10 protein-coding genes are annotated in these 12,037 nt (G+C 67.2%); 2 read left to right on the top strand and 8 right to left on the bottom strand.

Annotated elements, in window-relative coordinates; translation table 11 throughout:
• Positions 1–85: 85 nt before the first annotated feature.
• Positions 86–2,467 (top strand): RNA-binding transcriptional accessory protein Tex, encoded by a 2,382-nt coding sequence (tex, locus tag AC3WMR_RS02770; protein ID WP_492262560.1) that lies wholly within the window; start codon positions 86–88, stop codon positions 2,465–2,467.
• A 350-nt stretch (positions 2,468–2,817) separates the two neighbouring features.
• Positions 2,818–3,321: a hypothetical protein gene (locus tag AC3WMR_RS02765; protein ID WP_025140119.1), complete on the top strand. Its 504-nt coding sequence runs from the start codon at positions 2,818–2,820 to the stop codon at positions 3,319–3,321.
• A 94-nt stretch (positions 3,322–3,415) separates the two neighbouring features.
• Here the strand turns inward: AC3WMR_RS02765 and AC3WMR_RS02760 are convergent, their stop codons facing one another.
• The 8 genes from AC3WMR_RS02760 to AC3WMR_RS02725 all read right to left on the bottom strand — a co-directional run bounded on the left by AC3WMR_RS02760 (position 3,416) and on the right by AC3WMR_RS02725 (position 12,002).
• Positions 3,416–4,768, bottom strand: a complete 1,353-nt coding sequence (locus tag AC3WMR_RS02760; protein ID WP_492262559.1) for a tryptophan--tRNA ligase — start codon at positions 4,766–4,768, stop codon at positions 3,416–3,418.
• A 103-nt stretch (positions 4,769–4,871) separates the two neighbouring features.
• Complete coding sequence (locus tag AC3WMR_RS02755; RefSeq protein WP_492262558.1) at positions 4,872–5,195, bottom strand: DUF3325 domain-containing protein; 324 nt, start codon at positions 5,193–5,195, stop codon at positions 4,872–4,874.
• A gap of 6 nt (positions 5,196–5,201) precedes the next feature.
• Positions 5,202–6,830 (bottom strand): PepSY-associated TM helix domain-containing protein, encoded by a 1,629-nt coding sequence (locus AC3WMR_RS02750; protein WP_492262557.1) that lies wholly within the window; start codon positions 6,828–6,830, stop codon positions 5,202–5,204.
• The gene (locus AC3WMR_RS02745) at positions 6,827–7,108 is read right to left on the bottom strand and encodes a DUF3649 domain-containing protein (RefSeq protein WP_492262862.1); all 282 of its coding nucleotides are present in this window, start codon (positions 7,106–7,108) and stop codon (positions 6,827–6,829) included. Before AC3WMR_RS02745 ends, AC3WMR_RS02750 begins: the two co-directional genes overlap by 4 nt.
• A gap of 23 nt (positions 7,109–7,131) precedes the next feature.
• Positions 7,132–7,764: a DUF4198 domain-containing protein gene (locus AC3WMR_RS02740; protein ID WP_175195860.1), complete on the bottom strand. Its 633-nt coding sequence runs from the start codon at positions 7,762–7,764 to the stop codon at positions 7,132–7,134.
• A gap of 144 nt (positions 7,765–7,908) precedes the next feature.
• Complete coding sequence (locus tag AC3WMR_RS02735; protein WP_492262556.1) at positions 7,909–10,419, bottom strand: TonB-dependent siderophore receptor; 2,511 nt, start codon at positions 10,417–10,419, stop codon at positions 7,909–7,911.
• A gap of 88 nt (positions 10,420–10,507) precedes the next feature.
• Entirely contained in the window at positions 10,508–11,476 is a 969-nt protein-coding gene (locus tag AC3WMR_RS02730) for a FecR domain-containing protein (protein ID WP_492262555.1), read from the bottom strand.
• A complete protein-coding gene (locus tag AC3WMR_RS02725; protein ID WP_492262554.1) occupies positions 11,469–12,002 on the bottom strand; it encodes a sigma-70 family RNA polymerase sigma factor in 534 nt (177 codons plus the stop codon). The genes AC3WMR_RS02730 and AC3WMR_RS02725 overlap by 8 nt, the downstream gene beginning before the upstream one ends.
• Between the last annotated feature and the right edge of the window lie 35 nt (positions 12,003–12,037).

The raw sequence follows: 12,037 nt of genomic DNA, 5'->3' as shown, positions 1-12,037 counted from the left end.
CGGATCGGTCACCCCTGGCACGTTCTGTAACAGTGGCTTATGGCACAATCCGCCCCTTGTTTTTCCTTTTTGCCGTCGTATCGAGATGTCTGAAACTTCCGTTATCACGAACGTCGCCGCCGGCGTCGACAATGCCCGTATCGTTGCCCAGCTCGCCACCGAGCTCGGAGCACGCGCCTCCCAGATCGCCTCGGCGGTCGAACTGCTTGATGACGGCGCCACCGTGCCCTTCATCGCGCGCTACCGCAAGGAAGCCACCGGCGGCCTGGACGACACCGTCCTGCGCAACCTGGAAGTGCGCCTGGGTTATCTGCGCGAGCTCGAAGAGCGCCGCGGCGCGATCCTCGAATCCATCTCGCAGCAAGGCAAGCTCACGCCCGAACTGCAGCAGGAAATCTCCACCGCCGATACCAAGCAGCGCCTGGAAGACTTGTACGCGCCGTACAAGCCCAAGCGCCGCACGCGCGCCCAGATCGCCCGCGAGGCCGGCCTGGAACCGCTGGCCGACGCCATCCTGGCCGATACGGCCTGCGATCCGGCCGCGCTGGCCGCGCAATACCTGAACCCCGAAGCCGCGATCAACGACGCCAAGACGGCGCTGGATGGCGCGCGCGACATCCTGGCCGAGCGCTACGCCGAAAACGCGGACCTGCTGGCCGACATGCGCGAGCATCTCTGGTCCACCGGCCTGCTGTATTCCAAGATGGTCGACGGCAAGGAAACCGAAGGCGCCAACTTCCGCGACTGGTTCGACTTCAACGAACCGCTGCGCACGCTGCCGTCGCACCGCATCCTGGCGCTGCTGCGCGGCCGCCAGCAAGGCGTGCTGGAAATCCGCCTGGGCCTGGAAGCCGAACTCGAGGCGCAACTGCCGCACCCTTGCGTGGCGCGCGTGGCCAACTTCCTGAAGCTGGGCAACGGCCTGTTCGCGCTGGACGCCTCGCCCCGCGCCCGCTGGCTGGGCGAGGTGTGCCGTTGGACCTGGCGCGTCAAGCTGGTCACGGCGTTCGAAAGCGAGTTGATCGGCCGCCTGCGTGAAACCGCCGAAGCAGAAGCCATTCGCGTGTTCGCCGCCAACCTCAAGGACCTGCTGCTGGCCGCGCCGGCCGGCCCCAAGGCCGTGCTGGGCCTGGACCCGGGCATCCGCACCGGCTGCAAGGTGGCGGTCATCGACCAGACCGGCAAGGTCGTGGACACCACCACCGTCTACCCGTTCGAACCGCGCCGCGACCGCGACGGCACCATCAACACGCTGGCCGCGCTGGTGGCCCGCCACAAGGTCGACCTGATCGCCATCGGCAACGGCACCGCCTCGCGTGAAAGCGAGAAGCTGGTAGGCGACATGATGGAACGCTTCCCCGACCTGAAGGTGACGCGCGTGGTCGTGTCCGAGGCCGGCGCGTCCGTCTACTCGGCTTCCGAGATGGCCGCCCAGGAATTCCCCGACCTGGACGTGACGCTGCGCGGCGCCGTGTCCATCGCCCGCCGCCTGCAGGACCCCCTGGCCGAGCTGGTCAAGATCGATCCCAAGGCCATCGGCGTGGGCCAATACCAGCACGACGTCAACCAGCGCGAGCTGGCCCGTTCGCTGGATGCCGTGGTCGAAGACTGCGTGAACGCCGTCGGCGTGGACGTCAACACCGCGTCTGCCGCCCTGCTGGCGCGCGTGTCGGGCCTGAACTCGTCGCTGGCCAAGAACATCGTGGCCTGGCGCGACGAGAACGGCGCCTTCCCTACGCGCGACATCCTGCGCAAGGTGCCGCGCTTTGGCGACAAGGCCTTTGAACAGGCCGCGGGCTTCTTGCGCATTCCCAATGGCGACAACCCGCTGGACGCGTCGTCCGTGCACCCGGAAGCCTATCCGGTGGTCGAGCGCATCGTCGCCAAGATCAAGGCCGAGGTGAAGCAGATCATCGGCCAGCGCGAGGCCCTGAAGGGCGTGTCGCCGTCGGACTTCACCGACGAGCGCTTCGGCCTGCCGACGGTGCGCGACATCTTCGCCGAACTCGAGAAACCCGGCCGCGATCCGCGTCCGGAATTCAAGACCGCGCAGTTCAAGGAAGGCGTCGAAACGCTGAACGACCTGTTCCCCGGCATGGTGCTGGAAGGCGTGGTCACCAACGTGGCCAACTTCGGCGCGTTTGTCGACATCGGCGTGCACCAGGACGGCCTGGTCCACATTTCGGCGCTGGCCGAGAAGTTCGTGAAGGACCCGCGCGACGTCGTGCGCGTGGGCCAGACGGTCAGCGTGAAGGTGCTGGAAGTGGACGTGGCCCGCAAGCGCGTCGCCCTGACCATGCGCATGAACGATGCCGCCGTGCCTGCACGACGCGGCTCGGACGCTCCGGCCAAGGGCGGCGACCGCCCCGGCCGCCGTCCCCAAGGGGACAGCGGTCGCGGCAACGCAGGCGGCGGCGCCACGATGAACAGCGCCATGGCCGACGCGTTCGCCAAGCTCAAACGCTGATCTTGCCCTGGCCTGCCCTCCCAAGGCAGCCAGGACGCAACCAGCAGGTCCCCAACCGGCGCTCAGGCGCCGGTTGTCATTTCAGGGCGTCACTTCAGGGCGTCACTTCAGGTTGTCATTCAACTAAGGACTTTCCCGCAATGGGCCGATTTCCTTGCGATCCCTCAAGCCCTGAGCAATAAAAATAAGAGAAAATATCGAATTGTGTCCAAATAATAAAACGCCGTTGGCATCGGACCCGCACGGCGACAGCAGACCCACGATCAGGCGAGCGGCGGCGCAAGCGTCTATCGGGTAGAAGCACAAGAACAACATGCGCCATACCCTGAGAGACCGGAGATCCGTCCGCCATGCGCAATACCATTACGCTTGCCGCCAATGAAGCGGCAACCATTACCGAAAAAGAAGCGAGCCTGAGCGGCGCGTACAACGAAGTCACGCTGGGCCAATACGCCCACCTGACCGTGGACGGCGCCGAAGTCACCTTCAAGCACATCACCCTGGAACGCCTGGGCAGCCGCGTGATCGAACTGGTCAACGGCGCCCAGCTGCACGTGGGCGCGCTGGGCTTTGCCAGCATGGGCGCCAGCATCGTCTACCGCATCGGCGCCGGCTGCGCGCTGATCTTCGATGCCAGCCAATGGGACCCGGAAGTGGTCGCCAACACCACCTTCGATTTCGTCAGCCAGGGCAGCGGCACGCTGAAGTATTTTCCATTCATCAACCCGGAATGGCTGGACTGCCCGAACGTCACCGGCTATTCGTCGGGCGACATGCTTGAGATCGCGGGCCAGGGCAGCGCGCAGCGCTTCCAGGTGCTCGACGGCCGCATCGTGAGCAGCGCAACCCGCTGAACGGCAGCGCCAGAACCCACGAAAAAGGCGCCGCTGACGCGGCGCCTGGACCAACCTTGAACAGGCGGCGCAGTGTGCGCCGCCCGACGCGCGCTTATTCCTGCGACATGGACGCCAGCGCTTCGCGCGCCTTGGCCAGCAAGGCCTGGGCATCGCCTTGGGCGCCGGCCGGCGCCGTGGCCACGGCCACGCCATCGAGCACCGCGGCCGGGCCGGCGTCGGTCGCTTGCAGCAGCGTGTCCGGGGCTTCGGCCTGCAGGCGGCGCATCAGCGCACCGGCTTCCTTGGGGTCGGCAAAGCCTTGCGACAGCAGCAGTTCTTCGCCATCAGCCGCCAGCAGGCGGAAGCGGAAGCTGCCGTCTTCGTCGCGGAAGCTGACAAAGCGCGCGCCCTTGCCCTTTTCCTTCTTGGCCTGCGTGCTCTTGGCCGGCGCCTGGGCGTTCAGGTTGCGCAGGCCCACGGCCTCTCGCAGTTCGCGCATCATCGGCACGGCCAGCTTGCGGGCCTTGACGGCGCCGGCCTGCAGTACGTCTTCGATGCGGCCGGGGTTGGCCATCAGGTCGAAGTAGCGCTCGCGCATGGGCGCCAGCAGGTTTTCAAGATGGTCGTACAGCGCCTGCTTGGCCTCGCCCCAGCCCAGCCCTTCTTCGAGCTGCTTGCGGAAGGCGGCGGCCTCGGCCTGCGTGGCGAAGGCGCGGTAGATGGTGTACAGGTGCGAGCCTTCGGCGTCCTTGGGCTGGCCGGGCTCGAGCGAGTCGGTCACGATGCGCATGATCGAGGCGCGCAGCGCCTTGGCGCCGCCTTCGAACAGCGGAATCGTATTGTTGTAGCTCTTGGACATCTTGCGGCCGTCCAGCCCCGGCAAGGTGGCCACGTCTTCTTCAATGGCGACCTCGGGCAGCGTGAAGTAGTCGCGGCCGTACAGGTGGTTGAAGCGCTGGGCGATGTCGCGCGCCATTTCCAGATGCTGGATCTGGTCGCGTCCCACCGGCACCTTGTTGGCGTTGAACATCACGATGTCCGCGGCCATCAGCACCGGGTACGAGAACAGCCCCATCGTCACGCCATCGTCGGGGTCCACGCCCTTGGCCACGTTCTGGTCGACCGATGCCTTGTACGCGTGCGCGCGGTTCATCAGGCCCTTGGCGGTGACGCAGGTCAGCAGCCAGCTCAGCTCAGGAATTTCGGGAATGTCGGATTGGCGATAGAACGTGACGCGTTCGGGGTCCAGTCCGACCGCCAGCCAGGTGGCGGCGATCTCGAGCCGCGAGCGCGCGACGCGGGCCGGATCATCGCACTTGATCAGCGCATGGTAGTCGGCCAGGAAGAAAAACGCGTCGACACCCGGTTGCGTGCTGGCCTGGACCGCAGGGCGGATCGCGCCGGCGTAGTTGCCAAGGTGGGGAGTTCCGGAGGTGGTGATGCCAGTGAGGACGCGGGTATTCATGGACGATGAGGCGGTTGCGTGGAGAAAAGCCCAGTGTAACGTGCCGCGCACGCGCCCTGCCCGGCCAAGGCCCGTGCCCGGCCGCGCGACGCCGTCCCGATGCCTACAGGACGGCCAGCACCGGCGCAGCCAGGGCGCACAGGCCGCCCGCCGTCAGGGCAGCACGCGGGCGGAAGGTCAGGAACCAGATCAGCAACAGGCCCGCGATGCTGAGAATGCCGATCCATTCCACCGTGCCGTAGCTCCAGCCCCAGACCGCGGCCGAGGCGCACAGCGACAAGGCCAGCGCGCTCCAGCCAAAGGCCCGCAGCGGCAGCCGGTGGCGTCGCGGCAAGGCACGGTCGAACAGGTCTTCGTAATGACGGTCCATGCCCAGGCACAGGGCGGAGAACCCTGCGTAGGCCAGGCAGAAGGCGGCGAGCGTCATGGCGTATCACCTCGATTCATAGGCAGCTTCGGAAGTGGGATGCGCCTGGCCGGCAGTCCTGGCCGAGGCCTTGGCGGCCGTCTTGGACGGCGCCTTGCGGGCCCGGGCGGCCTTGCGCGCCATCCAGGCCAGCAGCAGCGCCCCGGCCAGGCAGGTCAGGTCGAACCCCGCCATGACCCAGTCGCCCGCCGGCAGCGACACGCCCAGGTGGCGCGACGTGGTGAGCGCGTTGACCACCGGCACCAGCGCCAGCGACGCGGCGGCCGCGGACAGCAGGTCTTGCCACTTGCGCTTCTGGAACACGAACGCATACACCAGCGACAGGCCCCAGGCGGCGAAGAAGGCACGCGTTTCCCAGAGCTGGCGACCCGGCAGGTCGGCGGGCACCAGGCGATTGGCCCAGAAGAACGCCGCCACCGCAATGAACAGGCCGGCGATGGTGCCGGCATTCAGGCCGTCCACCAGCCGCAGCGAAAAGGCTTCACGCGCGCCGGAACGCGCCTTCTGGCGCCGCTTCGAAATCCACAACACCAGGCCGCTGCCGACCATGGCGGTGCCCGCCAGGCTGACCAGGAAATACAACCAGCGCAGCAGCGGTTCGGCAAACAGGCCCAGGTGCAGGCCGACGATCACGCCGGCCGTGCGCACGGTGGGACTGAGTTCATCCTGCCCTTCCTGCACCGCGCCGCTCACCCCGTCGAAACGCAGGTAGGGCGATAGCCGGCCATAGGACACGCCATCGGCCGCATCGCGGGTCACGGTAACGGTGGCGCCCGCGTCGCCGGGATTGTTGACCGTGACGCGGCCCACGCGGCCATGCCAGCGCTGTTGCGCCTGGTCCACCAGCGGGGCGATATCGACCAGCGGCGCCGGCTCATTGCGCGGCGGCGTGACCTTGAACGACGCGAACACGTCGTCGGTGTACTGGCGCGGGTTTTCATACACCGCCAGAATCCCGGCGGGCATCAGCATGGTCATGAACAGCACCAGCCCGCTGAAGGTGATCATCAGGTGAAACGGCAACCCCAGCACCGACAGCGCATTGTGGCCATCCATCCAGGCGCGTTGCCCGCCCTTCTTCGGCCGGAAGGTAAAGAAGTCAGCGAAGATTTTCTTGTGGGTGATGATGCCGCTGATGATGGCCACCAGCATGAACATGCCGGCGATACTGGCCAGCCAGCGCCCCCACGGGAATGCGGTTTCCAGCTCGAAGTGGAAACGGTAGAAAAAGTCGCCGCCGCGGGTCTCGCGCGCTTCAAGCGCCTGGCCGCTGTGCGGGTCGAGCTTGACGCGCACGAAGCCACGTTCGCCAGGCTTGGGCTTGGGCACCTGGTACAGCATCGAGATCACGGGCTCGCGATCCGACGGCGGGGTGATGAACCAGCGCTTGGCGTCGGGCGCGTGTTCGGTCAGGTAGCGCTGCGCCAGCGTCACGGATTCCAGCACGGGGGCCTTCTGTACCTGGATCTCCGGCTGCATCCAGCGGGTGATCTCGGGACGGAAGAACGCCAGCGTGCCGGTCAGGAACATCGCGAACAGCACCCAACCGAAGATCAACCCCGACCAGGTGTGCAACCACGACATGGATTGGCGCAGGCCTTCTTCACCTTGCGCTTTTCCGGTATTCGGTTTCATGCCGCCCCCACCAGCCCGTGGGCCAGGAACAGGCCGCCGAACACTGCCGCCGGCATCACGATGCCCGCCCAGGCGCGCCAGGCGTTGCGGGTGGCAAATACCCAGATGACGCCACAGGTGTAGACCACGAAGGACACCATCTGCGCCGTGACGACGGCCTCGGCGCGTTGCAGGGGCAGCCACACAGCCAGGCAGGCCGCAGCCGCCGAGGCCAGGCCGTAGCCGCCAAGAATGGCGGCCACCGCCCGGGAGGCCACGGCAAAACGGTAGCGCATCATGCCTGCGCCGGCTGCGGGAGCTTTCACTTGGTCACGTTGAAGGTCAGGGTGGAAACGTAGCGGATCTTGGTATAGGCCTTGCCGTCGGTCTGGCCGGCTTCTTCGACGACGTGCGCGGCTTCCAGCACGTACTGACCCGGCCACGGCGTGGTGATCTCGATGCGGCCGTTTTCGTCGCTGTGAAAACGCTTTTCCCACTTGGGCGGCCCGAAAACGGTGACTTCGGTCTTGGCCAGCGGCTTGCCCTTGAAGTGCAGCACGAACGTATTGCTGCCCGCGGCGGCCGGCACCAGTTCCAGGTCCAGCTTGCCCTCGGTGTCGCTGCGGCCGGCCTTGGCGCCGTATTGCATCAGCGTTTCCTTGAACTGGATCGGCTGCGACAGGCGCACATCGCCCTTGCCGCTGGCGGGAAACTCGACGAAATCCGCGCCTTCGGCCGACGCCTTCAGCGCCTTGCCATCGGCGCCGGTCACCACCGGCGCCACCAGGACCTTGCCCAGCAGGCCGTCGCGCTTTTCGCGCAGGTCGTCCGCCCATTCGCCGAAGTAGGCTTTCGCCGGGCCCTGATCGGCCCGTTCCAGCCAGACGAAGTGCGCCTGCGCCGCGCCGGCGCTGCCCAGCAGCGCGATGGCTGCCAAAGTCCTTGCGAATTTCATTGTCGATTTTCCTGTTGTCTGCGCCGATCTGGGCCCGCCCCGCGGCGGATTGCGTGTCGGCAGGGTCTGAATTATAACCATTCTCACTACGAAACAGTACCTGCCCCAGACGCCCGCGGCCATGCGCGGGCCCTGGGGCCAGGCTTACCAGCGATAACGCAGGCTGGCCTTGATCGAACGCTGGTACCCGTACCAGCACCAGGAATCGCCCGAGCACGAAGCGATGTATTCCTTGTCGAACAGGTTCTGCACGTTCAGCGCCACCTGCATGCCCTTGAGCGACGGCGACATGCGGCCCAGGTCGTAGTCCAGCATCAGGTCGAACAGCGTGACCGACGGCACCTTGATGGTGTTGGCATCATCCACATACGACGAGCCGATGTAGCGCACGCCGCCGCCCACGCCCAGGCCGGCCAGCGGACCGCCCTGCAACTGGTAGCGGGCCCACGCCGAAGCCTGCTGCGACGGCACGCCCACCGGCGACTTGCCCTTCAGGTTGAAACCGGTCAGGTTGGGGTTGGCCTTGGAATAGGCGTTGTCCAGCAGCGAGTAGCCCGCCAGCAGCGTCAGGCCGCGCATCGGCTCGGTCTTGGCTTCCAGTTCGATACCCTGCGTGCGCAGCTCGCCCGCCTGCACCTGGCAGCGGGCGTTGGACGTGCCGCACAGGTGCGTCGGGTCCGGATCGGTGGTGGTCATGTTCTCGCGGCGGATGTCGAACGCCGCCACTGACAGCATCGTGGCGCTGCCCGGCGGCTGGTACTTGATGCCGACCTCGTACTGGTTGCCCTCGATCGGCTTGAAGGGCGCGTTGTTCCAGCCCGTGCCCGACTGCGGCTCGAACGATTCGGAATAGCTGAAGTACGGCGCCACGCCGTTGTCGAAGTTGTAGATCACCCCGAAGCGGCCGGTGAACGCCTCGGCGCTCAGCGACGACGGCGCGACCCGGCCGGTGGCGATGGTGGTAGTCTCGCCGACGTTGCGCGACCAGTCGTAGCGCCCACCCAGCAGCACCGAGAGGCGGTCGATCTTGATCTGGTCCTGGAAGTACAGGCCGGTCTGGTATTGCTTGGTGGTCGCGTCGGTCGAGAACGCCGGCACCGGGATGTTCTGGTGGTTGTTCGGGTTCAACACCTCCAGCGCGGGCGCGGTGCCAAAGCCCGACAAGGTGTCGGTCTTGACGTGCTGGTAGTCAAAGCCCAGCAGCACGGTGTGGCCGAACTTGCCCGTGTCAAAGCGCGCCTGCAGGTTGTTGTCGATGGTCAGCGCGCCGACCTCCACGTCGGTCGCGATCGAGGCGCGCTGCTGGTACAGGTAGCGCTTGTCGGTGTAGCCGTAGTTGGCGGTGGACGCGCCGTAGATGCTGCGGTACTGCGCCTCGGAACGGGTCCAGCGCAGGCTCTGCGAGGCCTTGAACGTGTCGTTGAAACGGTGATCCAGCACGTAGCCGAGCGAATAGCTCTTGCGGTCGCTCTTTTCGAAGTTGGCGTCGCCGTCGTAGTAATCCGGCCCCAGGCGCTTGCCGTCGGGTGCCGAGAACAGCGTGCGCATCGGCGACACGCTGCCATAGGAACCCATGTCGGGATCGCGCTGGAAGTTCGTCAGCACGGTCAGCGAGGTATCGCCGCTGGGCTTCCAGGTGAAGGCCGGCGACACGAAATAGCGGCGCTCCTTGGTGTCCTTGACCTGGCCGTCGGACATGTAGCCCGACCCCACCAGGCGATACAGGTACTTGCCTTCCTCATCCAGCGGACCGCCGAAATCGACGTTGGCGCGCCGGTAGTCATAGTTGCCGACCTGCAGCTCGACCTCGCGCTGCGCTTCTTCCAGCGGCCGCTTGCTGACCTGGTTCACCACGCCGCCGGGGCCGCCCTGGCCGTACATCACCGAGGCGGGGCCCTTCAGCACATCCACGCGTTCCAGGCGGTAGGCATCGACCTGCGGCAACGCATCGCGGCCGCCGAACACCCGCAGGCCGTCCAGGTAGGTTGAGGCCGAGAAGCCGCGCACATTGAACTGGTCCAGGCGCGTGGCGGTGGCGCCGCGCGATTCCGTGGCCACGCCCGGGGTGTAGCGCAGCACCTGGTTCAGCGTCTGCGCGCCCTGCTCCGAGATCTGCTCGCGGGTGATCACCGACACCGACTGCGGCGTCTCGATCAACGGGGTATCGGTCTTGGTGGCGCTGACGCTGGCGGCGGCCACATAACCCACGGTGGGGGCCAATGCACTGATCGAATTGCCCGACACCGTCACGGGCGCCAGGGTGTGCGTTCCGCCCGCAGGCGCGGACGGCGCCGGCACCAGCGTCCAGGTATTGCCCGCCTGGCCACGCGCCTGCAGGCCGCTGCCCGACAGGATGCGGGCAAAACCGGCGCCCACCGAATAGGCGCCGTCCAGCCCGTCCGAGCGCAGGCCGCGCACCTGGGCCGGGTCGAACGACAGCACCACGCCCGCGCTGCGTGCAAACTGGGTCAGCGCATCGGCCAGCGGACCGGCGGCGATCTTGTAGGAACGGGGCGCTTGCGCCTCGGCGGGGGCCGACTGGGCCCAGGCGGCGGGCGCAGCGGCCAGCCAGGCGCCGGCGCAGGTGGCGGCAAGCACGGCCAGGCGGCCGGCGGTCAAGGTAGCGCCCAGGCGCGGGCAGAATGAAGCGGACACGAAAACTCCCTGTACGTAGGTCTCTATCTCTGCCTTTCCGTACGGGAATCAAAAACCTGCAGGACGACGTGAAAAAAAGTTGTAACGTTCAGGTCTCGCGCGGACCGACCTGCAGCCAGTACTGCGTATGACGGGTCACGACGATGGGCAGGGCCGGCTCCAGCGCCTTCAGTGCGCGCTCGGCGTCGTCCAGCGGAAACACGCCAGACAGCCGCAGTGCAGCCACGGCCGGGTCCACCCGGATCATTCCCACGCGCTGACGCGCCAGGTACTGCGCGAAATAATCCAGCCGCCAATCCTTGGCTACCACCAGGCCGTCGACCCAGGCCAGCCGGTCGGGGTCGGACGCATGCCGCACCACGTTGCCGTGGTCGCGGTAGTGCAGCTGCTCGCCCGCCTCGGCCTGGGCGGCCTGTCCGTCCCGCAGCAGCGACACGCTGCCCTCGTACACGCCCAGGCGCGCACCGCCGTCGGTGCGGCGCACGTCAAAGCGCGCGTTCTCGGCCACCAGCACGCCGTAGCCCGTATCCACCCGCAGCGCCGCGGCGCCGGGGCGCGACTGTGCATTGACCAGGATTTCGCCGCGCAGCAGATGAATGCCGCGGGCCCCGCCATCCAGGCGCAAGCGCAACGCGCTGTCGCTGTTCAAGGTGACGGCCAGGCCATCGGCCAGCGCAACCGAGCGGCGCTCGCCCACGCCCGTGCTCAGGTCGGCCGCCAGGCGCTGCCACGGCGTGTGGCGGTAGCCGGCCCAGGCCGCCACGCCCACCCCGGCCAACGACAGCGTGGCGCGCAGGGCGTTGCGCCGGCCGGGCGATACCGGGCCGTCCAGCGCCGCATGCGCCAGCGCGGCCGGCACGCGGCGAGCGTCGCGGCCGATGGCCTCCAGCCGTTCCCAGGCCTGGCGATGCGCGGGGTCTTGCGCCAGCCACGCATGGCAGGCCTCGCGATCGGCGTCGATATCCACGCCGGACTGCAGCCGGGCCCACCAGGCAATCGCCTGGCGCACCACCGGGTCGGCCGGCGCAGCCACTACGCGGTTCGCGGCGCTAGTCATAGAACGCCGCATAGCAGGCGGACATCGCCCGCACCATGTACTGCTGCACCGAACTGAGCGACACGCCCAGGCGATGCGCGATCTCGGGATAGGTCAGGCCGTCCAGCTGCGACAACAGGAAGGCCGAGCGCGCCTTGGGCGGCAGGCTGTCCAGCAGGCGGTCCAGCTGCATCAGCGCCTGCATCTGCTCGGCCTGGGTCTCGGGCGACGGCGCGTAGGCCTCGGGCATGCCGGCCAGGTAGGTCAGATAGGCGTTTTCCAGGGCGGCGTGGCGCTGGTGATCCACCACCAGGCCCTTGGCGATCGTGGTGAGCAAGGCCCTTGCGTCATCCGCACGCACGCTCTTGCGCCCCTGTATCACCCGCACAAACACGTCTTGCGCCAGGTCTTCGGCGCGATGCGCGCAGCCGAGCTTGCGGCGCAGCCAGCCGAACAGCCATGGCCGATGGTCCCGGTACAGGCCGTCGACATGCGTGGCGGGAACATCGGCGTGGGAAGCCGGGGAAGAAACGAAGGTGGAAGGCACTTGAAGACTGCGGCGCGGGGACCTGAAGTCTTCAA

This window comes from Achromobacter sp. FW305-C-28, assembly GCF_058783235.1.
This window is presented reverse-complemented; position numbering and strand designations above follow the sequence as displayed.